The sequence below is a fragment of the Actinophytocola sp. NPDC049390 genome, from assembly GCF_044466355.1.
Classification (GTDB): Bacteria; Actinomycetota; Actinomycetes; order Mycobacteriales; family Pseudonocardiaceae; genus Actinophytocola.
The window spans coordinates 1-22,292 of sequence record NZ_JBITMQ010000034.1; the positions used below are offsets into that span (position 1 = coordinate 1).

19 protein-coding genes and 3 pseudogenes are annotated in these 22,292 nt (G+C 67.9%); 9 read left to right on the forward strand and 13 right to left on the reverse strand.

The window, feature by feature from the left end:
- From ACIBVP_RS45150 to ACIBVP_RS45170, 5 genes and pseudogenes are all read right to left on the reverse strand, one after another.
- Window positions 1–872: pseudogene (locus ACIBVP_RS45150) on the reverse strand (hypothetical protein); the annotation flags it as partial.
- 421 nt (window positions 873–1,293) lie between these two features.
- Window positions 1,294–2,415 (reverse strand): dsRBD fold-containing protein, encoded by a 1,122-nt coding sequence (locus ACIBVP_RS45155; protein ID WP_396112738.1) that lies wholly within the window; start codon window positions 2,413–2,415, stop codon window positions 1,294–1,296.
- A 192-nt stretch (window positions 2,416–2,607) separates the two neighbouring features.
- A complete protein-coding gene (locus ACIBVP_RS45160; protein WP_396112739.1) occupies window positions 2,608–3,318 on the reverse strand; it encodes an ABC transporter permease in 711 nt (236 codons plus the stop codon).
- Window positions 3,312–3,512 (reverse strand): ATP-binding cassette domain-containing protein, encoded by a 201-nt coding sequence (locus ACIBVP_RS45165; protein ID WP_396112740.1) that lies wholly within the window; start codon window positions 3,510–3,512, stop codon window positions 3,312–3,314. The genes ACIBVP_RS45160 and ACIBVP_RS45165 overlap by 7 nt, the downstream gene beginning before the upstream one ends.
- A gap of 173 nt (window positions 3,513–3,685) precedes the next feature.
- Window positions 3,686–3,994: a helix-turn-helix transcriptional regulator gene (locus tag ACIBVP_RS45170; RefSeq protein WP_396112741.1), complete on the reverse strand. Its 309-nt coding sequence runs from the start codon at window positions 3,992–3,994 to the stop codon at window positions 3,686–3,688.
- Window positions 3,995–4,199: 205 nt separating this feature from the next.
- Here ACIBVP_RS45170 and ACIBVP_RS45175 point away from each other — a divergent pair, with 205 nt between their 5' ends.
- Complete coding sequence (locus ACIBVP_RS45175; RefSeq protein ID WP_396112742.1) at window positions 4,200–5,243, forward strand: TerC family protein; 1,044 nt, start codon at window positions 4,200–4,202, stop codon at window positions 5,241–5,243.
- 100 nt (window positions 5,244–5,343) lie between these two features.
- Here ACIBVP_RS45175 and ACIBVP_RS45180 read toward each other — a convergent pair whose 3' ends face one another.
- A complete protein-coding gene (locus ACIBVP_RS45180) occupies window positions 5,344–6,003 on the reverse strand; it encodes a hypothetical protein (protein ID WP_396112743.1) in 660 nt (219 codons plus the stop codon).
- A 206-nt stretch (window positions 6,004–6,209) separates the two neighbouring features.
- Here ACIBVP_RS45180 and ACIBVP_RS45185 point away from each other — a divergent pair.
- The 4 genes and pseudogenes from ACIBVP_RS45185 to ACIBVP_RS45200 form a co-directional block, all read left to right on the forward strand.
- Window positions 6,210–6,911, forward strand: a pseudogene (locus ACIBVP_RS45185) (NAD-dependent epimerase/dehydratase family protein); the annotation flags it as partial.
- A gap of 561 nt (window positions 6,912–7,472) precedes the next feature.
- Window positions 7,473–7,967 carry a hypothetical protein gene (locus ACIBVP_RS45190; RefSeq protein WP_396112744.1) on the forward strand — a complete coding sequence of 165 codons (495 nt, stop codon included), beginning with the start codon at window positions 7,473–7,475 and terminating at the stop codon, window positions 7,965–7,967.
- On the forward strand, window positions 7,964–9,346 hold the full coding sequence (locus ACIBVP_RS45195) for an MBL fold metallo-hydrolase RNA specificity domain-containing protein (RefSeq protein WP_396112745.1): 1,383 nt from the start codon (window positions 7,964–7,966) through the stop codon (window positions 9,344–9,346). Before ACIBVP_RS45190 ends, ACIBVP_RS45195 begins: the two co-directional genes overlap by 4 nt.
- 70 nt (window positions 9,347–9,416) lie before the next feature.
- Window positions 9,417–10,205, forward strand: coding sequence for an alpha/beta fold hydrolase (locus tag ACIBVP_RS45200; RefSeq protein ID WP_396112746.1), 789 nt, complete (start codon window positions 9,417–9,419; stop codon window positions 10,203–10,205).
- Here ACIBVP_RS45200 and ACIBVP_RS45205 read toward each other — a convergent pair.
- From ACIBVP_RS45205 to ACIBVP_RS45220, 4 genes are all read right to left on the reverse strand, one after another.
- Window positions 10,192–10,410 (reverse strand): hypothetical protein, encoded by a 219-nt coding sequence (locus tag ACIBVP_RS45205; protein WP_396112747.1) that lies wholly within the window; start codon window positions 10,408–10,410, stop codon window positions 10,192–10,194. The genes ACIBVP_RS45200 and ACIBVP_RS45205 overlap by 14 nt on opposite strands.
- Window positions 10,411–11,021: 611 nt before the next feature.
- On the reverse strand, window positions 11,022–11,762 hold the full coding sequence (locus tag ACIBVP_RS45210; protein ID WP_396112748.1) for a hypothetical protein: 741 nt from the start codon (window positions 11,760–11,762) through the stop codon (window positions 11,022–11,024).
- Window positions 11,763–11,869: 107 nt separating this feature from the next.
- Window positions 11,870–12,562: a tyrosine-type recombinase/integrase gene (locus ACIBVP_RS45215; protein WP_396112749.1), complete on the reverse strand. Its 693-nt coding sequence runs from the start codon at window positions 12,560–12,562 to the stop codon at window positions 11,870–11,872.
- A gap of 120 nt (window positions 12,563–12,682) precedes the next feature.
- Window positions 12,683–13,771, reverse strand: coding sequence for a pentapeptide repeat-containing protein (locus ACIBVP_RS45220; RefSeq protein WP_396112750.1), 1,089 nt, complete (start codon window positions 13,769–13,771; stop codon window positions 12,683–12,685).
- A 62-nt stretch (window positions 13,772–13,833) separates the two neighbouring features.
- On the opposite strand from ACIBVP_RS45220, the gene ACIBVP_RS45225 reads away from it, so the two are divergent.
- Both ACIBVP_RS45225 and ACIBVP_RS45230 read left to right on the forward strand, forming a co-directional pair.
- Window positions 13,834–14,418: a hypothetical protein gene (locus ACIBVP_RS45225; RefSeq protein ID WP_396112751.1), complete on the forward strand. Its 585-nt coding sequence runs from the start codon at window positions 13,834–13,836 to the stop codon at window positions 14,416–14,418.
- A 6-nt stretch (window positions 14,419–14,424) separates the two neighbouring features.
- Window positions 14,425–15,744: a hypothetical protein gene (locus ACIBVP_RS45230; protein ID WP_396112752.1), complete on the forward strand. Its 1,320-nt coding sequence runs from the start codon at window positions 14,425–14,427 to the stop codon at window positions 15,742–15,744.
- Window positions 15,745–15,778: 34 nt separating this feature from the next.
- Here ACIBVP_RS45230 and ACIBVP_RS45235 read toward each other — a convergent pair whose 3' ends face one another.
- Window positions 15,779–16,462 (reverse strand): hypothetical protein, encoded by a 684-nt coding sequence (locus ACIBVP_RS45235; protein WP_396112753.1) that lies wholly within the window; start codon window positions 16,460–16,462, stop codon window positions 15,779–15,781.
- A gap of 217 nt (window positions 16,463–16,679) precedes the next feature.
- Window positions 16,680–17,369: a hypothetical protein gene (locus ACIBVP_RS45240; protein ID WP_396112754.1), complete on the reverse strand. Its 690-nt coding sequence runs from the start codon at window positions 17,367–17,369 to the stop codon at window positions 16,680–16,682.
- A gap of 510 nt (window positions 17,370–17,879) precedes the next feature.
- Here ACIBVP_RS45240 and ACIBVP_RS45245 point away from each other — a divergent pair.
- Window positions 17,880–19,058: a DUF6236 family protein gene (locus ACIBVP_RS45245; RefSeq protein WP_396112755.1), complete on the forward strand. Its 1,179-nt coding sequence runs from the start codon at window positions 17,880–17,882 to the stop codon at window positions 19,056–19,058.
- Between the two features lie 101 nt (window positions 19,059–19,159).
- Here ACIBVP_RS45245 and ACIBVP_RS45250 read toward each other — a convergent pair.
- A pseudogene (locus tag ACIBVP_RS45250) lies at window positions 19,160–21,003 on the reverse strand (VirB4 family type IV secretion system protein).
- A gap of 1,083 nt (window positions 21,004–22,086) precedes the next feature.
- Between ACIBVP_RS45250 and ACIBVP_RS45255 the strand changes: the two are divergent.
- Window positions 22,087–22,292, forward strand: a 206-nt coding sequence (locus tag ACIBVP_RS45255; RefSeq protein ID WP_396112756.1) for a hypothetical protein, incomplete at its 3' end; no start/stop codon positions are given.

The window sequence follows — 22,292 nt, forward strand, 5'->3', positions numbered from 1 at the left end:
ATGAGCGCCACCAGTGCGCCCCCGTACGTGACCACTTCGCCGACGCGCATCAGCGTCGCCGCGGTCGGCGGTTCCTGCCCCTTCGCGATGGCCGGTGCGGACAGCAGGCGCCCGAACGTCAGGAAGCGCCAGAGAACGTACGCGCCGTAGGGAACGGCGAACACACCCAGCGACAACAGCGTCTGCCGCACGGCCCGCCCTGGCGGCAGCCATACCGCGACGACCAACGGCAGCGCGACGGCGTAGGCGGCGCCGTCCGGTCGCGTCAGCGCGGCGCCCGCGGCCAACAGCCCGGCGGCAACCGCGACCCGGGGCGAGCTGAGCCGCTCGGCGACCGCCGCCCGGCACAGCGTGGCCGCGAGCACCGCGACGAACAAGGCGAACAACGCGTTCTCCAGGCCGGAGAAGCACCAGATCACGAATGACGGAACGGCCGCGACCCCCAGCCCGGTCACGAGCGTGACCAGTGCGGGCCGGCTGGACACCACACGAGCGGCCCAGTGACAGGCGACGAGAATGCCGGCGCAGCACAGCAGCGCCAGTGCTTTCGGGTACACGACCTGGTCGGGTATCCCGAAGATCGTGCCCCGGTCGAACAACCCGACGAGCCGGCCGAGCCACAGCAGCGCGAGCCATGTGGGATTCGAGTACGCCTCCACCGGTTCGGCACCGGGCTGCAGGACCGGCCCCTCTCCGGCCGCGAAGCTGCGCACGTATGCGAAGGTGATGGCCGCGTCGTCGACGATCCAGTTCCCGAAGCGGGACGCGTGCAGGGCGATGGCCGAGGTGCCGGCCAACACCGCCGCGCCACCACGTACCGCCGGGTTCTTCACAGCCGCGCTTCGAACGCGGCCGCGATCACGCCACGCCATACCCCTCCCCGCCACACCACGCAGTTCTTTACGTAGCGTTGAATCACCGAACCGTTACCGGCAGCGGGCGATCGGTGCACCAGGGGTGTGGATGGGCCGTTCGGGTCCTGGTACGAACCAGAACCCGAACGGAGAACACGGGTTCATGCTCCGCGTGTGGCGCCCGGGGTGGGCAGAGTCCCGGAAACCGGACACGCCCCACACACGCGAAGCTAAATACGTCATCGCCGCAGGGACAGAGTCGAAAGTCCTGGCCAGTTTGGGAGAACTCATCCGGTCATAATGGACATAGGAAGGGCGGGCACCGTCCCGTCGGCCACGCTGTCGCCCTTCGCAAGGGCCGCGCGGGCGGCGGGCGGGACCTGGCCTGGTTGCCGAGAACCCGCGTACCCGCCTGGGCCTGCTCACGGCGTCCTGGTTCTCATCGGCGGCCGCCGGGAATGATCCCGTGGTGCGCCCGACTCGCGGCTGGGTTCTGCCGGTTGCGGTGCCACCGCGGCCCGCCGATCCGCAGGCCGAACCCACTCGCGATGAGCAGGACGGCACCAGCGATGAGCGCGATCAGCGCGCCACCGACGGCACCATCGGTCCAGTCCCAGATCGCCTGGGGGATGGCGATGGTGAGCCCGACGATCCCGGCGACGAGCAGCACGGGGGAGCGGTGCCAGAGGTTGCCGGTGAGCCAGACCAGGGCGACGACGAACGTCAGGCTGTAGGCCCAGGCCGCGCCACCGGGTTCGCCGAGGGGTTGTTGTGCACCGACCAGTGCGACCGCCGCGCCCACCGCGAAACCCGCGCCGCGTGGTGTGAGCGAACCTGACGCGTCGAGCACGTTCCAGGCGAGCCCCACCGCCACGAGCGCCAAGCCGAGCGCCAGCGTGCTTGCGTCCAGCACTTCGCCGACGAACATGCCGACGGCCATTCCGCTGAACACCGCCGCAGCCAGAATTCCGATCACAGACCGCACGACCAGGTAACCCAGCGTCGCCACGACGAACCCGGCGACAGCGGCCCAGAAGCCCTTCTCCGTGTCTGCGATCGAGCCGGCAGTCAACGCGGAAGTGCCTGCACCGAGGCCGAGCAGCACCGCGGCCAGTCGGGACCGGCCGCCGGTCATGGACCGTCGGGGCAGCGGCCTGCCGCTGACCAGCAGCCCAGCGCTCAGAAACACCACGGTGACGGCGGTCAGCAGCGCGATCCGGCCGGGGCGTGTCAGATCCGCCCAGGAGGTGGCCACGAGCAGCGCCGCTCCGCCGAACATCAGGCCGCCGCCGAGATAGCCGGCGAGCTCGGCCAACGCGTGTCGTAGCGTCGAGTGTCGATCTCGGGAGGGTGCCGCCGGTGACAACTGGCGAGTCAGGTCGGACAAAGCGTGTGAGACCGCCGCCATGTCCCCGGTACCCATCGGGCCGTGGCCTGCCTCACCGACGCCGACGAAGGTTGTGCCGTCGGGAGTGCGCAGTCGCGTCCAGGCGCGGGTTCGCTCCCCGGCTGTGATGTCGTCGACACGGACCTCGACGCGCCACGGCGTCTCCTCGGTCATGACGCCTCCTCGATCGTCGTACACGTCTCCTGCACCCATGCAAGTCAGATCGCCGTGGCCGACGGCAGCGGCGGACGGCCCGCTCGCACGATGACCAACGATGCGGACGAGGCGGTGACTCCGTCCTCGGGTGGCGCGGCTGAAGGTCCTGGCCGGAGCGGATGTAGGGCTTTGAGCCCGAGCCGCACGGTGCTATGACGCCAGGGAGCGACGCAGGCGCAGCGATGCGAGCACGAGCAGCGCCACGGCGAACCCGGCGAGGATCGCGAGCGGGCCGCCGATGTCGGTGAGACCGCCTCGGTTCGACAGGACCTCGGTCCAGCCGTCGATCGCCCACGAGTGCGGGGTGAGGTAACCGACTGCCTGCTCCGAGGCGCGGAACACGGTGCCGCTGAGCATTCCCGCACCTGTCCCGACCAACGCCCACACCGTGATCAGTGCGGCCGCCGCGAGCGGGTCGCCCCAGTCGACGTCGAACAGTGCGGCGCCCACGACGACGATCAGCACGGACTGCAGCAGCGCGAGTGCGATGTACAGCAACGTCTCGCCGAGCACGACGTCGCGCGCGTGAATCGGCGCGGCGAGCGCCCGGTCGTAGATGCCGAGTCTTCGAGTCTGGATCATGGCCGCTCCGCCGGCCAGCGCATTGATGAACACGAACAGCACCAGCATCGTCGGGCCGCTGTAACTGAACCCGAGCGGCAGGAAGTCACTGTCGGCGTTCACCGCCTCGGTCTCGACCATGACCTGGGGCAGGCCGGTGCGGACCTGTTCCGCCACGGGCAGGTGTGAGCCGACGGTGCCACCGGCGTGGTCGGCCGCGAACCCGGCGGCCTGCACGACGGCAGCGTGTTCCGCGACCGCCGCCTCGACGGCCGCCCACACCGCCTGGCCGGTCAGCACGGGGGCACGTACCCGACGAGGGCCTTCGCCTGGAGCGCGGTCGCGGTGGTCGGGCCGACCTGGTGACCGGCGATGGTCACGGCGCCCGCGTCGGCTCGCAGCAAGCCACACACAAGCCTGATCGTGGTCGTCTTGCCCGCACCGTTGGGACCGAGCAGTCCGTAGGTTTCACCGGGTGCCACGTGAAAGCTCACGTCGACGACCGCGGTCCGGTCGCCGAAGCTCTCGGCGATCCAGGAACCCAGCGGCGTGGGCGGTCGTCATCGCTCAGCCCGCGTTCCGGGCCCGCACGTGGAGACCGGCAGAGGTCCCTTGGTGCCAGTGACCTGTGCCGCGCTCGGTGGGGTCGTCGTGCCCTTGGACCGGACTACTCCGAACCGCCTGCCTGCCGGAGCCCGAGAGCGTCGATGAGGTCCGCCACGTGGTGGTGTGCTTCCAGCGGGTGGCGCAGGTGACCATCGGGGTTGACGCGGTAGTGGTTGCGGCGGCCGACCTTGGTGCGCTCGACGTACCCGCCCTCGACGAGGTCACTGAGGATGAGCTGGACCGCGCGGGTCGTGATACCGACCTGCTCGGCGATCACGGGCAGGGTCTGGTCCGGGTCCGCGGCCAGGCACAGCAGGACGTGAGCGTGGTTGCTCAAGAACGTCCACGCGCCGCCTCTTCCGCTGACCACCAGGCGTCTCCGCTTCCGTGACACTTCGTCGGGCTGGGTTGACAGACGAACTGTACTTCGTCATTCTGGTGGTGCGGAGGGGAGTACCCACCTCGCCGGAGACCGTCACTACGGCAGCACAGCTGCCCGGTCCCGGCGCCACAACGCACGTCGCGGAGTGGTCGGGGAGACCTCCGGTTCACCTGACTGGACCGGAGGTGTGGAAGTGACTGTTCCGCTGTGGGCGTGGGCCGCGGTGCTCGCGGTGATCCTCGTGATGCTCGCCATCGACCTGTTCGCGCACCGTCGTGCGCACGTCGTCGGAATGCGTGAGGCCGCTGTCTGGTCCGGCGTGTGGGTCGCGCTCGGAGTCGGGTTCGGTGCGATCGTGTGGTGGGCCTGGGGTGCGGAGTTCGCCGCCCAGTACTTCGCGGGCTACGTGATCGAGAAGTCTCTCGCGGTGGACAACGTGTTCGTCTTCGCGATCATCTTCGGCTACTTCGCCGTGCCGAGGGAGTACCAGCACCGGGTGCTGTTCTACGGGGTGCTCGGCGCACTGGTGTTCCGTGCGGTGTTCATCGCCGCCGGCTCGGTGCTCATCGCGAGCTTCGCCTGGATCCTGTACGTGTTCGGCGCGTTCCTGGTGGCCACCGGTGTCCGCATGGCGATGCATCGCAACGAGACCATCGACCCCGAACGCAGCGTCGTGCTGCGCGCCTTCCGCAGGTTGATCCTGGTCACCGACACCTACCACGGCCAGAAGTTCTGGATCAGACGTGCCGGGCGCTGGGTGGCAACGCCGCTGCTGGCGGTGCTGGTGATGGTCGAAGTCACCGACATCGTGTTCGCGGTCGACTCCATCCCCGCCATCTTCGCGATCACCCAGCAGCCGTACCTGGTGTTCACCTCCAACGCGTTCGCGATCCTCGGCCTGCGCGCCATGTACTTCCTGCTCGCCGACCTGATGCACCGCTTCGCCTACCTCAAGCTCGGCCTGGCACTGGTGCTGGTGTGGGTCGGTGTGAAGATACTGCTGCTGGACCTGTACAAGATCCCCACGTGGTTCTCGCTCGCCGTGGTCGCCGCCCTCCTCACCGTCGCGGTCACCGCCAGTTGGCTGCGCACCCGCGATCCGGGCTCGGCGTTGCGACCACCGGAGAGCGGCGTCGGCAGCAGGGAGGACACCGGGGCAGGCACCGCGACCGCGACGGCGGCCGGGGACGTGGCGCCGTCACCGGACTCTCCCGTCGTCCCGTCGGTGCGCGACTGACCGCGCGCCGACCGTCCCCGGTGCCGCCCACCGCCCTCCCCTCCCACCGCGCGGTGGGAGGGGAGGGCGGTGGGCTTCCCCGCGGGCGTGGGTGTGACGGCTATGGCTGCCGGACGTCGACGTAGACGACCTGGTGCCCGTTGGCCATGCGGTAGGTGCCGACCCGGAAGCCGTCCTTCCCGGCTAGACCGAGTGCGATGGAGACGTAGCCTTCGAAGTCACCGTTGACTACGTAGGCCTTCAGCGAGGGGTAGTACACCGTCACCGGATTCGTCGGCGTCGTGGTGCGGCCGGCGTCGTCGTGCGCCTGTGCCGGGGTGAGGACGACCTGGAGGAATGCCCGGCCGTTGAGCTGGACGGGAAGGCCGGACCCGTCGCGGACGACCGTGGGCCGGTAGCCGGCCTGGTAGCCGGTTTGCGCGTCGAGCTCCACCGCGATGCGGTCGTAGCCACCTTCCGGGTGGGTGCCGATCCGGATCGCGGTCACCGTCGGCACCGGTGGCACGGCGCCGCGGAACGGTCGCGACACGTCGTGCGTCGGCCACCGCACCTGTGGTGTCGTGGTGTGGGTGGTCGGCGGGGCGGGGCTCGGCGTACTGGTCGTCGGCCCGGTCGTGGTGGTGGGCGTGGACAACGTGGACGGCGTGGACGACGTCGTGCTGGTTTTGGTCGCGGCGGGGCGGCCGGTTTCCGCGGTCCCGCACGCCACGACGACGGCGAGCAACGCGACCAGGGCCGCCAAAGCGGGAAGTCTGGACATGTACCCAGATTTCGGCCCGTCCTGGCGCGTCACCACCGACGTTGGTCACCGGAAACCAGCCGAACGGCGTCTCGACCGGAGACTTCCGGCCCTCTTGCGTGCCCGCCGCCGACCAGGTGGAGCACCCCCGCCGCCCGAAACGGCACGATGGGCGGTGTGGCTTCCGCTGAGCACGACCGGACGGTCGCGGTGACGGCCCCACGGGAACGTTGGGCTCCGGACTCGTGCCGCGGCTGGAGGCCGACGACCGGATCGTCCGGGTCGTCGGCGTCGCCCGCCGGCCGTTCGACCCCGCCGCGCGTGGCTGGTCGAAGATGACCTACCGGCAGGGCGACGTGCGCGACCCGGCCGCGCTGGCCGACACGTTCCGTGCGGCCGACGTCGTGGTCCACCTGGCTTTCCTGGTGTCGGGCAACGCGTCTGTGGAGACCATCCGGCGCATCAACGTGGAGGGCACGGTGAACGCGTTCCGCGCCGCGGTTGCCGCCGGCGTGCGGCGGTTCGTCTACGCGTCCTCGGTGGCCGCGTACGGGTTCCACCGCGACAACGCGGTCGGGCATGACCGAGGGGTAGCCCGTGCGCCCGGCGGGTCGCTGGCGCCGTCAGCCGCTTCCCGCTGCCGGTTCCCGTTCCGGAGTTTCCGCTACAGCTCGTTCACGAACAGGACGTCGGGCAGGCCCTCCTGCTCTGCGTGGTGGGCGCTGGGCCGCCCGGCGTACAACATCGCGGGAAGGGCGTGCTGTCCACGGTGGACGTGGTGCGCGAGCTCGGCATGGTCCCGCTGCCCGTGCCGAGTGGCCCGGTCCGGTCCGCCGCGCGGATCCTTGCCTGGCTGCTCGGTGCGCCGTTCATCCCTCCCGCCGTCCAGTGGGTCGAGGCCGTCGGCCATCCCGCGATCATGGACGTGACCAAGGCACGGCGCGATCTGGGCTGGGCACCGCGCTTCACCGCACTGGGAGCGCTCCGCGACACGATCGCCCACCGCGGGTGAAGGGAGCCCGGACCCGTCGGACAGCAAGCCCGCGCGTACCGCTTCCGGCCGTCAGGTCCGCTGCCATTCGTCGTTCCACGGTGTTCACTGGCCGTCGGCGTCGCGGGATGGTCAGGTATGTCCTGACGGTCGGGGCGATGCCGAAGACCTGGTTGGTGCCGTCCTCACCGACGGTGACCTCGACCCCTTGCGACCGCGCAGTAGTACGGCACCAGAATGATCCGCCCCCGTCCCGTACGCCGACATCAGACCCTGGCAGGCGGGACGTTCGCCGCGTTCGGTCCACCGAAAGTCCCTGTCCGGGTTGGTCGGAGCGGGATCACCGTGAGATATGACCCGAAGACAACGGACACCGTGGTTGTGGGCGCTGGCAGGAGTGCTCGCGGTCGGGCTCCTCGTAGCCGGCCTCCTCCTGTGGAGCGGTGACGATGACGAGACAGCCGCTCCGGCGACAACAACGACCACGACGACCCGCACCATGACGTTGGTGCCGCCGACGACCACGACCACCACCACGGCGCCATCCACGACGACGACCACTACCGTGCCACGGACGACGACGCCACCGAAGACGACGACGGCCATCTCGCCGGTTCCCGGTGCGGTCACGGCCAATGCGCACGCTGGTGCCGGGTCGGGGGAGGTGCAGGTCGACTGGCAGGCGGTCCGGCGGGCGACCGGTTACCGCATCCTGCGCACCCACGCCGACGGCCGCAACCCACGGATCGTGGCGGACCTCGACATCACCACCGGCCGCACCAGCGCTGCGTCCGAGGTCGTCAACATCTACTCGGCCGGGCACACCTACCGTCCCGACAGCGGTCTTCTCAGCGGGCCTGACATCTCGTCGTCGTTCACCTACATCGACTACGCGGCAGGTCGACGCTGCTACCGTCTCCTCGCTTACAACCTGGCGGGCGCCGGCCCGATGTCCGCGGTCGTGTGCGCGGCCTCGCTTGGGGACGACTCATGAACGGGCCATCGCTGCGGTTCCTGGGCGGTGTGGGCACCGTGACCGGCAGCAAGTACCTCGTCGCCGGTGATGCCGCCGAGGTTCTGGTCGACTGCGGACTGTTCCAGGGGCTGGCCCCGCTGCGCCGCAGGAACTGGCGACCGCCGCCACTCGACGTCGAACGGCTGTCCGCCGTGGTGCTGACACACGCGCACCTGGACCACTGCGGGTACCTACCTGTGCTGGTCCGGGCAGGGTGGCGCGGACCTGTCTACGCGACTGAGGGGACCGCGAAGCTGGCGTCGATCGTGCTCGCCGACAGCGCGCACCTGATGGTGGAGGAGGCAGCGCACGCCAACAGGCACGGCTGGAGCAAGCACCACCCCGCGCTGCCGCTGTACGACGAGCAAGACGCCGCTCACGCGTCGGCGCTGCTGCACACCGTCGGCTTCGGACAGGCGGTGCCGGTTGCGGACGGTGTGACGGCGGAGTTCGGTCGTGCCGGGCACATCCTCGGTTCGGCGTGGGTGCGGCTGGCGATCGGCGGGCGAACGCTGGTGACCAGTGGGGACCTCGGCCGTCCCGGCCACCAGGTACTGCTGCCGCCCGACCCACGGCCCGAATGCGACGTGCTGCTGCTCGAATCGACCTACGGCAGGCGGGAGCGGCACGACGAGGAGGATGCCGTGGCGCTGTTCGCCGAGACGATCCGGCGCACGACGGCCCGCGGCGGAAGCGTGCTGATCCCCGCGTTCGCGGTCGATCGCACCGAGGTGATCCTGCTGGAGTTGGTCAAGCTGATGCGTTCTGGCGCGATCCCGGCGCTGCCGGTGCTCGTCGACAGCCCGATGGCGCTGGCGTCGCTGGACGTGTACCGCGACGCGATCGCAGGGCACTGGCCCGAGGTGCGGCCGGAGCTCGGGCTGGCGGCCGACCCGTTCGACCCGGGGACCCTCGCGGAACTGCACACCGTGGCGGAGTCGATGACCGCGAACCACCCCCGGCTGCCGTCGATCATCATCTCCGCGTCCGGGATGGCCACTGGCGGGCGGGTCCTGCACCATCTCGAGTCCCTGCTGCCCGACCGGCGGAACACGGTCGTGATCGTGGGCTACGCGGCCGCGGGCACGCGCGCCCGCACCCTCGTGAACGGGGCCACCGAGGTCAAGATCCACGGGCGGTACGTACCGGTGCGCGCGGACGTCGTGTCGCTGGACGCGTTCAGCGCGCACGCGGACGCCAGTGAGCTGGTCGACTGGGCGACCGCGGCACCCGCCCCGGCCACCGCCTACCTCGTGCACGGCGAAGCCGACGCCGCGCACGTCCTCGCCGACCAGCTTCGGGACAAGCACGGGTGGAACGCGGTCGTGCCGAGGGACGAGGAGCGGGTGCTGATCTGACCACGTCAGGCCGGTGGAGCCGGGGGCGTGCCAGGTTGCTCCGAACCTGATGCGCGGGAGGTGCCCGTCGATGGAAGAGAGCATGTTGGCCGGCGGCATGTCGTGCCTGCGGGTCGGCGCCGGGCGGCCACTGGTGTTCCTGCCCGGCCTGACCGCCCATCATCGCCCACCCCGGGGCATGGACCGGCGATTCCAGCGCGGGCAGTGTGCGCTGCTCGCCCACGGTCGGGAGGTGTGGTGGCTCAACCGGCGCCCCGGCCTGTCGGCGGGCACGCCGATGGCCGACATCGCCGGTGACTACGCCACCGCCCTGCGGGACCGGTTCGGTGCGCCCGTCGACGTGGTCGGGGTGTCCACCGGCGGTAGCGTCGCCCTGCAACTGGCCGCCGACTACCCCGAGCTGGTGCGCCGCCTGGTCATCGTCTCCGCCGCCTACCGGCTCGGTCCGTTCGGCCGCACCTGCCAGCGCGAGACCGCGGCGGCGTTGCGTGCGGGCCGGGCCCGGCGCGCGTCGGCCGCGATGATGGCCATCATCGGCGCGCACGCCACGACCCGTCGCGTCATGCGGGTGGTGGGCTGGCTCCTGGGGCCGGTCTTCCTCGGCCGCGGGGACACCGACCTGCTGGCCACGGTCGAAGCCGAGGACGTCCTCGACCTTCACGACCGCCTGGCCGACATCACCGTGCCCACCCTCGTCGTGGGTGGCGGCCGGGACGCCTGTTATGGCCGCGAACTGCTCGAGCGGACGGGCGAACTCATCCCGCACGGCGCGACCCTGATCTACCCTGGCAAGGGACACATGGGTGTCCAGAACCGCCGGGTCGCGCGGGACATCCTGGCGTTCCTCAGCCCGTCATAGGGACCGTTCCCCGCACGATCCGTGCGATGTCCAGTCGCTGGACGCCGTGGACGGCGGGGTGCTCGAATGCCTGTCCGGTGTAGAGGTCGAAGTGCCCGAGCGGGGAGTGCCGGATGTCCGCGTGCGGTGCCCGGGCCGAAACACAGGCCGCGAACCGGCTGGACGCCTGCAGATCGTGATCCGCCAGGCACATCAACAAGGGCATCGACAACCGCCTCGCAGGTGGCCGTCGCCTCCGGCTCCCGGTGACACGGCCACCCGTCGATAGTCCTCGCGGTGAGCGGCGACGCCGATCACCGCTAGCTAGCTGGAGTGTAATGCTGACCGTGCCCGCGGCACACCGCGGCAGATCTGTCGTTTCGATGAGTGGCGCACGCGGTACCACGAGAACGACGCAAGGTTCCGACGGCGGATGCAACGCCGGTGCGCTTGTTGTCGCCACATGGGGTTGCTCCGCATGCCTCCAGCAATCGTATGGCGGTGCTTGGTGCGGCTCGGGCGGTCGACGGTGGATGAAGGAGAAGGAGAAAATCGGGAGAGTTCACTATGCTGGGTGTGGGGCAAACTCCCTTCAACGAATCTGAATCGTCCTGTTTTGTGCAGGGGTTTCTCTATTTCTGCAGGCCAGGGAATTTCGATAACGACGCTGGGGGTCAAGGGGTCGCAGGTTCAAATCCTGTCAGCCCGACGGTCGGACAGAAGCCCTCTGAACTGGTTGTTTCGTCAGCTCAGAGGGCTTCTGTTGTTCTCCGGAGTGGATCATCGCCAAGATCGTTTCCATGATCCTCTGGGGACCATTTGGGGACCGCTGACCGTTCATGGCTCGGTCGGGCTCGACTTGTTCGCCGACCGCGAGGGAGCGTCGTCCTCGATGGCACGAAGGGCTTGGATGCAGAGGCGACCGAACTCTGTGGCGTACCACCTGCTTCCGAACCCCATTCCGTGCGTCTCGTCGCTGATTACGCCGAGGTTCTGCAGCCGTGCCACTACCGAGTCGATGATCGGAGTTGCGGCCGGGACGAGGTCAGTCAGGGGCGTGATCTTCCGCCCGGGGTTGGGGCGTTTGATCGCTGACTCGATCGAGCACAATTGATCGAGCACGAGGACATCTACCTGGTCCATGGCTGCCAGCGCCGTGATGATCTTGACCTGTTCATTCAGTTGTTCGTCGGTTTCGGCGAGGACGCCTTTGGCCAACGCTGCGCCGAGAGCGCGGATCTTGCGACGGTCGTCGCTTGTCGCGGCACCCTCGAGAGCTTTTGTCAGCAGCTCAAGTCGGCGGTCGTCCATGAGAGAGCGATGCACTAGCTCCGTTTCGTCAATCTGCCCCTGTTGTGTCGCCACATCAATCGCGAGTTGCACTCGGGTTGCCCGTCGCTCCACGACTGCCCGTAGTGCGTTCGAAGCCTCTTCCATCAAAGGGCCGCTAACCGCACCGACCAGCGGCCCGAGTATGGGTCCGAGCAACAGCGTGGCGACGACGCCGACACCGACAGCTCCTGACGCGGCCACTATGCGATCAGCCGTGGGTCCCGCTCGTCCTTCCAGTTCCTTCATCACTGCGCCCCTCGATTCCTGTTGATATAGGCAACTCATCGTCCTGGCAGAGACCTCCGTAACAAGGCAGACTGCGTGTCTACGTCATTACTCGATGTGCGCTGCTGCTATACAGCTCGCAGGTTCGCGCGGCGGGGTGCCCGCAGGTGCTTGGACAGCAGGTCTCCGGCGTCGGTGACGGACTGGCGGTCCGGGTGCAGGTAGCGCTGTGTCGTGGTCAGCGATCCGTGCCCAGCGATCTTGCGTAGGTGGTGCACCGGCACGCCCGCGTCGGCCATCCACGTGAGGCCGGTGTGCCGCAGGTCGTGCCGCCGTAGGTGCTCATACCCGAGCTTGCCCACGACGTCATCCCAACCGGTGACGTCTCGGAGTACGGCCGTGGTGATCCGGCCGCCGCGAGGCCCGACGAACAGCCGTGCGTCCGGGTCCCGGTTCACGGCCGCTATCCGTTGCTGAACCAGCTCCCGAATCTCCTCGATCAGCGGCACGGTGCGAGCGCGCTTGCCTTTCGTGCCCTTGTCGACCAGGCCGCCGGGGGAGGGGGTGGTCTGGCGTCGAACAGTCCACGTCCACTCGTCCGTGTTGATGTCCTTCACCCGGCAGCCGGACACCTCACCGATACGGGCTGCCGTGCAGGCTGCGAACAGCACCACGTCACCCCAGCCTTGGTACTCGCCGGAGGAGTTGGCGACCAGCGCGTCAGCGAGCCGGGTCAGCGTGTGCCAGTCCGGCAGGGCGAGTGAACGCGGGTCGTCCAGCTCGTCCTCGGCTTGCTTGTCCCAGGGGATGGGAGGATGCACCCGCCGGGAGAGAGGGGTAGCGGGCAGTGACGCGGTCGAAGGTGGGCTGGGGAACTGCATTGGTCCGCTCGTTACACCGCTGTGTTTGTCATCGCAGCAGGTCAGGCAAGTGGGTGATGATCAGTAACCTGTTCCCGGGCGCCAGTCGGAGCGTGTCCGATAGCTGGAGCCTTCCTGTGTGGCACCGGACAGTGCGTCCTTGCGGAGGTCGCTGGTGGGCCATCGGGTTCCCTCGGAGAATTGTACCGATCCAACGTCCGCCCCATCGAGCATCGCACCGGTGAGGTCGGCACCCGATAGGTCAGCGCCGGTCAGCCGGGCATTGCGCAGGCTGGCTTCACGCAGCTTGGCTCCGGTGAGCACGGCGTCGGTGAGGTTGGCACCGGTGAAGTCGGCACGGATCGACTGCGCGGAACCGAGGTTGGCCTGGCTGAGGTCAGCCCTGGCGAAGTTCGTGTGGTCGAGCTTAGCGGAGGTGAAGGTCGCCTTGCTCAGCTTCGCGTCGGCGAACGCGGCGTCGCTGAGATCGGTTCGTTCGAGTTGGATGCCGCGTAGTTCGGCGCTGGTCAGGTCGATGGTGAGCCCGGACCACCGCTGGCTGTCCTGGCTCTCCGAGCTGATGGTCGCGGTCAGCCTGCGGTGCAGGATGCGTTGCGCTGTCAGCCGTACCTGTCGTTCCTGAATCCGCTCCTGATACATCTCGTCGTCAGTTGAGTCATCCTCGGCTGGTGGGGTGTAGGGCATGCGGAGGTAGGCGCAGATGACGTTGGCGATTGTCGGCCGTTGATCGGCGGCGCCGCTGCCCACCCTTTCCAGTGCGTACAGTCCCGCGAGCCGCACTGGTGCCTTGTCGCTGCCGAGTTGGTCGGCCGCCTTGGTGTAGAGCTCGGTGATCCTCCGCTCGACTGCGTCGAGTTCGCTAACTCGGTCGGCCTCGTACTGTCGGCTGAGCTCGAGTTCGGTGGACCGCTGCCGCCGCGCCGCGAGCCACAGGGCGACCACGCCACCGGCGCCAACGACGAGTGTGCCGGCCACCCTGATGGCTTCGAGCCGTCCGCGATCGGCCGGCGCACTACCGCCGAACAGCCAGGGCAGCGTGATCCCGGTAGCCACGGCGACGATGAGCAGCGCAACGCCGGTGACTGCGATCGCTTTGTTGGTGAGCGGAGCCACGGCGGGGCGACGAGTAGGCACTTCCTGAGACGTCATGCCATATTTGTGGCAGATGAGACGCCCTGTGTCAGCGGTACGCGCCGAGGTTTGGGGGGCCTGTGTTCGGACGTCGTGGGATCGAGAAGGACCGCCACCGCGCGTCGAGTGAAATTCGGCAGTCAATCGCCTGCGCCGAAGCGGGGGCGCTGGCAACGGCGATGATCCACAGCAGGCGGGCGGAAGACTGCATCGACCGGTTGATGCGACATGAGCCTGATGGGCTGTATCACCGGCTTGTCCTGGCCGGGCTGCTGTACAACCGCGCGACCATCTTGGATGGGCTCGGCGAAGGCGACGACTCGCTCGCTGCCGCTCGTACCGCCAACGAGCTGTATGAGGACTTCGACCCCAGCCACGGAGATCCCTCGGCGGTCGCGCCCTTGCTCCGGGAGTTTCGGTCGGACAGCCAGGAGGTGGAAACACTCATGGCGCAGGCTGCCGACGCTCGTGCGCGGTTTGCTCGGCTGTTGGCCAAGTACGACGGCAGATCAGCGGTCGAGGCGGTGCACCGGCACGGCTCGGCAGCGGTACAGACCTATCAGGCCCTCGTCCGAGCTGGACATCATTTCGGGCAGTCCGATGTCGCTAGGGTGACGGACCAGTACGACGCTGCCAAGAACCACCTCCGTGAGTTGGATCGGTGATCGCTGATGGCGGGCGCGGGGAGAATCAACCGGGCGATCAAGAAGTCCAGATCGCTCATCGAAGCCAGGAACTACCGCAAGGCGTTGACCCACAATCGCCACGCGATCGGCATGATGGAGCGGGTCGCCCGATTCGACGCCTTGTACGGCTTGACAGATCGGCCGACGTTGGCCGGTCTGTACTACGAGCAGGCTGGGATTCTGGCCCAGCTCAACGAGTGGGAACAGGCAGTCGTTGCCGCTCAGATCGCCGACCATCTGTACACCGATGTGGATCCCACTCGCGGGACTCCCGATCTCGTTGCGCCGAAAGTGCGACAGTTCCGGGCGGAACACGGTGACCACGCGGTCGTGCCGTTCGAGGAGCGTATCGGCGACGCCGCCAACGCACGCAGCTTTCTCGCCCTCTTGCTCGCCCGACACCAGGGGGCAGCAGCCGAAAGCGTTGAACGGCTTGGCCGGAACGCGATCGAGACCTTCAGCGAACTGATCCAGGTCGGCCTCGCTTATGATCGGGATGATCTCGGCCGCGTGCGTGACCAGGTAAGCCAGGCGCGCCGACTCCTCACACCCGAGTTGCCATCCCCAGCATGGCGATTGAGTTCTGCCGACGTACTCTCGGCCAGTACCAGCAGAAGCCGGGACTCAGAAAGCACGACTCATGCGACATCCCGAGACCAGCGCCTCGAGGTACAAGCGCATCTCGAGTCCTGTGCTTCACACGAAGCGGCCGGTAACTATCGGACAGCGTTTGCCGAAAACTCGATCGCAATTCGAATCCTCCGTGACATACGCAAGGCCGATCCAGACAACCGCGGGTACACAGTCCTCATGGGACTTCTTTACTACCGCGAGGCCATCCTGTGGGAGAAGAATCGCAAAGGAAAACAAGCGATCAGTGCCGCGCGTTCATCCGTAGATTTCTTCGAATATCTCGACCCAACCGAACGCGGGCGCCAAAGTGTGGCTGATGCCGTGACAGGCGAACCATTCGAGGGGTGGATCGGCGGCGAGATCCGCCCGGAGGATCTCATAGCCGACCTTGTCGAGGCTCGATTGCTGCTCGCCCGCCTGCTCGCCACGTATGAACAGCCCGGTCGGCGACGCGACCGCAATCTGAGAGTATCCAGTTTGGACCCGGCGCTGTCCATCAAACGCGAGTTCAACATCGTCGCCGAAAAGGCCTGCATCGCTTCTCGAGATCTGCTCGACTGTTCACGGCGCAGCTGGGAGGACCATGTCAGAGTATGCGAGCTAGCCGACGAGGCGGACCGCATCCTTCGCGCCAGGAATCCCGACAATCTGAAGGGGTTGAGTCGTTCCTGATGACCCCGTGTTGGCCAGTCCAACGCGCACGGCATTATGAATACATCGATATGTGCACGTGGTCATAGTGGCATTCGGTGATGTTGGCTGGGTTGGGGCAGCCGTAGGCGCTGGATCGGTAGGTCGCCCAGATGGGCGTGTTTGCTGACCAGTATTGGCCTTGCCAGATCAGGTACCGCACCCCGAGGGTGGTTTGGTTGGCGATGAGGCAGTTGCTGATCGCCCAGCCCTCGGCGACAGCCTTCTGGTCGTGGGGGTTGAACATGATGTCACAGGCACGACTCTGCGGGTGGTCGGAACTGGGGTTGGCGGGCCGTTGGGCGTAGCAGCCGATACCCTCGCCGGTCATTCCGGTCGATTGCAGGGTCTGCACGAGAGCCAGGGTGCGTGGGGTGATATGCCCGGTGCTGGTGGGGTCGGGCACGGTGGCCTGCTCGGGCGGCCACTCAGTCCTGAGTTGGCCGGGCGTCCCGGTGGGCGTAGCGGCGTGGTATTCGTCGGTTTGGGCAAGGACCTGGTTGACGTACCAGTCCGCGTGGTTGTAGTTCCAGATGGCGCCGCGCAGGTCGCGTCCGTCGCGGGCGCCGTTGTCGCAGAGGAGGAACGCCGCGGCGTGGATGGCGTCGTGTGGGTTGTGGCGCGAGGGTGGGGTGGCGCCGCCGGGTGGGATCTGGTGGCGGGCGAGGATACCGTCCCAGGTGGGCTGCAGTACCTGCATTTGTCCGCCGGCCCCGTAGGCGTTTCCCCGCTGGTCACCCCGGGCAGCTTCGATCGGCCGTGATCGCTCTCGATCTTGCCGATGGCGGCGAGGATGGACCAGTCCAGTCCGGGACAGAGCCGGGCGGCTTGCTGGTAGAGGGTGAGGTAGTCGGCGGGGATGTCAGCCAGTGCGGTCTGGCTGGGGGTGCTGGTGCCGCTGCCGAAGACGGCGCTGATCACACCGCCCCGCGGCTGCGGTCAGCAGCACGGGGAGCAGCAGCATCACGGCGGCCGCGCCGGCGGCGACCTTGGCGGACGTGGACATGCGGGATCACCTCCTGGGTGTCGTAGATGGTTGAGTGGCAGATCGCAGGGCGTGCCGGCGCAGATTTCGTCCATAATGGACAGCACTGTGCTGGCTGGGGTCGCCGGGTGGATTGCCGGTCGGGATGGGCAGCGCCGTGCGTTGCCTCGGAGAACACGTACTCGCACGCCACGTGCGGCTGGCCGGTGAACGCCCGCCGCCAGCCGGGCCGCAGCAAGCCGACCAGGTTCGACCACAACGCGGCACCGCCCGCAGCATCCACCGTGGGCGGGGCGAGCACGGTGACCTGACGGGCATCCGCCAGCAGCAGCTCGTGGCAGCGTCGGCCCCACCACCGTCGGCCGAGCACGATCCCGGTGACGAGCACCGCCAGGACCGGGGCTGCGATCGGACCCCAGTCCAGGGCAAGGTCACGCCGCCGGGCGAGCAGCGCGAGCAGTGCGCCGCCGGGATCGCGCAGGTAGTCCTCCAGCCACCCGGCGGCAACACGGGCCGCCGAGTGCGTGGGCGCGGTGGCGAGGAGGGGGGTGTTGCCGGTGGCTGGTCGAGAGCAGGCGATACCCACGTCAGTGCGCGGGGCAGCATGAACGAATCCCTTCACAGGCGGGGTGCGTATGAGGTGTTCGTGTGCGCGGCGGTCAGGCGGCGTCGAGGTGACTTGGACGTCGTCGCTGGAGCCGAACTCGTCCCCGTCGAAGCCCAGGTCGACGAACGTGGCCTTGCCTCGTTGACCGACCCGCCGGGTGTCGCCGCGTCGTGGTGGGCGCCGAGTTCGGCAGGGTTGCTTACAGGAAGTTCCCGACGCTCGTCAGGGGAGATCGAGCTTCTGTTCGGTTTGTGGCGGGATTCGTTGCAGCGCAACCGGACCGTCCGGCAGGACCGCGTCCTCAACGAAGCCCACGCCAGCGCCAGGCAACATCCGCGTCATCTGCGATCTCTTCGGGCTCTCCGTCGCCGGCGCCTACTGCTACACCATCACTGTCGACCGCCTCAGCGCTACCAGTGTCCCGGTCACGGCCGACAAGTGAGCCCAAACGCGGAGCTGTGGGCCGCCGGAGTTCCAATCGACGTTGCTACGCTGGCTGAACGTCACGCTGACGCAGGGGGCATCGTGGATCCGATCGCGTTGTACTACCCGTACATCCACGTCCGCGACGACACATGGTTGAAGTACGCTTCGTTGTACTGGCCCAAGATGGCCAGGCTACGCCCGTACCGCTACCGGACATTTGACTCGCCGGTTGCGAGAGCGCTGCACAACGAAGCAAATTGGTTGATCAACATATGGCCTCCGCGATGGGCAGCGGAGCAGGTTGGACTGCCGTTTCTCGATTTGATCAATGCACACTCGCAGGAGTTGCGTGATCGTTTTGGGCTTGACCGGATCGGCCTCTGGAAAATCGTTGCCGACCGCCACCTTGGCCTCACCAGCTTCGGCAAAGCCATGCTGGATCGGCGGCTGGGATACATCCATGCCGACAAGCTCACTCCCAACATGATCGAAGCCGCTGTAGACGCCAGACTGGCCATCATCGACGAGGGTTGGGGTGGAACATGGGTGGGGATGCACCCGGATCTGGCATCCGCCTATACCTGTGCTCTGATCGAACGCATCGCGATCGAGAATCACCTGCATCCGGTGACCGATCAACCGCTGCCTCACTCCGCCGTCTCGGGCTGGACCCTGGATCGGCTCGTCCAGGTGTTGATCGACAGGCCATCCTCTGACACCGACGCCACTGGCTCCCCACGTGACCTGCTGGATGCGTTCGTGCTCCTGGCGTTCGAGACCGTGATACCGGCCAACCTCGAGCAAGTGCCGATCGAAAAGATCATCCAGGTTCGCTCGCGTTTTGGCGCCGAACTGGACACCTTCCGCGAGTATGTGACCCAGCAAACCCAACGACTCTCTGAACTCCAGGACATTCGCGACCTTGCTGTTTTCCAGGAGTACCTGCGCACTGAGGTGCAGCACAGCGTGACCAGCCAGCTCACGCAGTTGCGCGAGCGGCTGCGCAGCGTCGGCCTGGAATCGACGCGCGCTCTGGTCAACGTGAAGTCGGTGGCCCTGCCGCCCCTGGCCGCGATGACAGCCGAAACCATCGGACTGTCCCCAGAAATCACCGGACCCGCCGCGCTGGCAGCCTGCATAGTCACCGCACCAGCCCAGTGGCGCCGGCAACGCCGAACGACTATCCGGGAATCGCCGGTCGGTTACCTGTTCCAAATTGACCAGGCACTCAACCCTGACAAACTGATCGGTCGGCTTCGCCGGACCTGGCCGGCGTGACGGACACACCTCGTCCGGCCAGCACGACCGCGCCAGACAATCGCCGCCGGAGACCTTGCCGTGTATACGTGAGTATTGCGAACATCGGAACCGGAGTACCTTCATGACAGCTCGACCCACCCGGAGTTCGTTCCGGAATCCTGAAGCGTTGCGAGGAACTTCGGGTCAGTGGTGACCAGGTAGTGCTCGGTCGGTGAGGCGATGCTCTGAAACGCCACCCGCTGCGTACCCGTCGACAGCAGGCCCTGACCACGGTCGGCCGACAGCAGGAACGCGCGCTCCCCGGCGGAGAGGTCGAAGGTCTGCGTGATCTCGTCGATGGCTTGCGACGCCTGGCGCAGCAGGATCTGGGTGGCCGCGTTGGCCACGACGGCCTTGCCCAGGTCGTTGCCGAGGACGTCGGCGGTGTCCTGGGTCGCCACGGTCAACCCGGCCCAGTGCTTGCGGGACGCCTTGGCCATGCGGAACAGGAACTCGGCGCCGGAGGGCTCCTTCATCAGCAGCCATCCCTCGTCGACCACGACCAGGCGTGGGCGGCGGATGGCCGGGTTGGACACCCGCCGCCACACCGCGTCCAACGTGAGTAGGGTGCCGATGCCCTTGAGTTCGTTGGGCAGGTCGCGGAGGCTGAACACGACGAGGTGGCCTTCGGGGTTGACGCTGCTGGGGCCGTCGAACAGTTGCTTGAACGCGCCCTCGACGAACGGTTGCAACCGAGCGGCGAGTTCGCCCGCGGCCCGGTCGCCGGCCTGCCCGGCGATCGCGAGCTGGTCGCGCAAGACCCGCAGCGTCGGGGACGGCCGGGTCCACGTGCGAGCGTCGGCGGTGATCCCGACGCTCTGGTAGGTCGCGGCGATCGCCCGGTCCAACGCCGCCCGCTCTGCCGCCTCCAGCTCGCCGCCGACGAGGACGGCGATGACTGTGTGCAGGAACAAGCTGCGCCGCACGAGCGCGTCCTTCGGGGCGGTGCGGCGGCCGTCGGCGCGGGTGTGGATCGGCAGGTCGAAGGGTTGAGGCGCACGCCGCGCGCGCCGAGGTGAACGTAGGTGCCGCCCACCGCAGCGGCCAGGCGGGCGTACTCGTCCTCGGGGTCGACGACCGCGATCTCGATGCCCCGGTACAGGCTGCGCAGCAGCTCCAGCTTGACCAGGTAGGACTTGCCCGCGCCGGAGCGGCCGAGGATCACCGAGTTGTGGTTGTGCATCCCGTCGTCGAACCGGTCCCAGTGCACCAAGCCTTGGGAGCCGACGTTGTAGCCGTAGAGCACCCCGGATGGTGCCGCGACCGAGGTGGGGTCGGGGGCGGGTAGGTCGGGGCTGGTGAACGGGAACGCCGCCGCCAACGCCGAGGTGTCGAACGTGCGGCGCATCCCGATGAGATCCAGGCCCATCGGCAGCGTCGACACCCACCCCTGCAACGACCGATAGGTGGTGTGCTTGGCGTCCAGCAACAGCGAGGCGCACAGCGACCACAGCGCGGCCACCTCATCCGCGAGGACCTTCTCTGAGGCGGCGTGGATCGTCAGGTACAGGCCGACCCGAAACAGCTTCCCCTCCCCGCGGGCCACCCTGGAACTGAGGTCGTAGGCGTCCTCGGTGGCGGCTTCGACCTGGGGGCCGAACAGGCGGCCGTGCTCGGCGGTGTGCCGCCGCCCGGCCTCCAACTTCGCGAGCTGCTTCTTCAGCCGCGACGCGGCGGTGGCGGGGTCGATCGACTCGATGTGCACCGAGACGTCCAGGCGACCGGGGTAGGTCAGCAGCGGCGCGAGCCATCCGGGGTGCACCTCACGCGGGAAACCGACCACGGCGAAGCTGGCGACCCACTCGCCGCCGACCTCCAGGTGCCGCGCGGCCACCGATAGGGCGTCGGGGGTGAACGCGGCAGCCGCCGACGAGGCCGCCGGGGCGGCCGGGTTGCCGCGGGTCTTGCGTGTGCGGGAGGCCATCAGGACCGCCCCCTCTCGTCCGCGTAGTCGTCGTCCTCGTAGTCCCAGTCGTCCCCGTCGTCGCTGTCCTCGGACCGCCCCGACGGCGCGCGTAGCGAGCGGGCTGAACGTCTCCGGGCGTGGGCGGCTGACCGTTCTCCGGCCGTGCGGGCCGCCCATCCACCCGGCCGTGGAGCGGGCGGTGGCCGTGTTCCCCACGCTCCTGGCCGACGGCTGGTGCGCGTGGGCGCCGTCGCTGCCGCGGTCCACCTCTGCCCGTGCCGCCTTGCGCACCTGTTCAGCGCACACGTGGGATCCCGCTGCGGCCTGACGTGCGCTGGTCGCGTGTGCAGCACGCGATCCGGCTGGTGGCGGACGGACAGACGCTGACGGCCGCCGCCTGCAGCGCCGGGTTCACCGACGGGCCGCACTTCACCCGGGTCTCCGGCACCATTTCGGTACCGAGTTCTATGACGGCAGTCCGTTCCCGGGCTGGATCGTCGATGTGACGCTTGTGATGTTGTGGGCGCCATAGACGGTGGAGCTGTTTTCTGTCCTTGATTGGATTCGTCCCTTTCAATGGCCCCGTGAGCTGTGGTGTGTGGACTTCACGATCGTTTCCGCGATGGGTCCATTAGTGACAGGAATGGCGGCGTGGTTGCGCGCCTCTCACTCGTTTGGTCGTAAGGGATTCGCGTGCGTGCTAATTCGGCTCGGGTTGGCTGGTCTGTGTGGGTGAGTTGGTCTGTTCGGCGGCGGGGAACCGACTTTCGAGTTGGGCTGTTTGGCGGGTTCCGGGCCGTGTGGGTGTGGGGTTTGCTCATTTTCGGAACCGCTTGCTTGTTGGTTGATGGTTGACCTCGCCGTAGTGGCCGGACCTGGGGGTCTCACATGTTTTCGTCGCGTTCGCGCGGCGCGTTTTCGCGTGCCGTTTTGCTGATCGTGGTTGTGGCGTTCGTGTTTGTCGGTTCGCCGGTGGGGCAGCCGTTCTCGAGTGGACAGTGGCCGGGCGCGTCGTCGGTGTGGCAGTGGCTGGGAGGTTTGTTCTCGGGACCTGCGGTGGCGTCCGCGGAACCGGGGACCGCGTCGACGCCTCAGGTTCGGGTGGGTAAGCCGAAGGAGCCGCCGCGGCGGGTGCGGGAGGTGCCGGAGCGGGGTTCGGCGTCGTCGCGGGTGTTCGTGATGTCGGATGGGTCGTTTCAGGCGGAGGTGACGCCGGAACCGACCCGGTACCGCGACGCGGCTGGGACGTGGCGGGACATCGACCCGAGGGTGCGTGAGTCCGCCAGGGACGGGTACCGGTATGTGAG

What these genes read in the sequence shown, in the direction of transcription:
- ACIBVP_RS45155 (WP_396112738.1), bottom strand. Translation starts at nt 2,415, where the DNA reads ATGACCGAGGAGACGCCGTGGCGCGTCGAGGTCCGTGTCGACGACATC.
- ACIBVP_RS45180 (WP_396112743.1), bottom strand. Translation starts at nt 6,003, where the DNA reads ATGTCCAGACTTCCCGCTTTGGCGGCCCTGGTCGCGTTGCTCGCCGTC.
- ACIBVP_RS45190 (WP_396112744.1), top strand. Translation starts at nt 7,473, where the DNA reads ATGACGTTGGTGCCGCCGACGACCACGACCACCACCACGGCGCCATCC.
- ACIBVP_RS45195 (WP_396112745.1), top strand. Translation starts at nt 7,964, where the DNA reads ATGAACGGGCCATCGCTGCGGTTCCTGGGCGGTGTGGGCACCGTGACC.
- ACIBVP_RS45200 (WP_396112746.1), top strand. Translation starts at nt 9,417, where the DNA reads ATGGAAGAGAGCATGTTGGCCGGCGGCATGTCGTGCCTGCGGGTCGGC.
- ACIBVP_RS45205 (WP_396112747.1), bottom strand. Translation starts at nt 10,410, where the DNA reads ATGCCCTTGTTGATGTGCCTGGCGGATCACGATCTGCAGGCGTCCAGC.
- ACIBVP_RS45210 (WP_396112748.1), bottom strand. Translation starts at nt 11,762, where the DNA reads ATGAAGGAACTGGAAGGACGAGCGGGACCCACGGCTGATCGCATAGTG.
- ACIBVP_RS45220 (WP_396112750.1), bottom strand. Translation starts at nt 13,771, where the DNA reads ATGACGTCTCAGGAAGTGCCTACTCGTCGCCCCGCCGTGGCTCCGCTC.
- ACIBVP_RS45230 (WP_396112752.1), top strand. Translation starts at nt 14,425, where the DNA reads ATGGCGGGCGCGGGGAGAATCAACCGGGCGATCAAGAAGTCCAGATCG.
- ACIBVP_RS45235 (WP_396112753.1), bottom strand. Translation starts at nt 16,462, where the DNA reads ATGCAGGTACTGCAGCCCACCTGGGACGGTATCCTCGCCCGCCACCAG.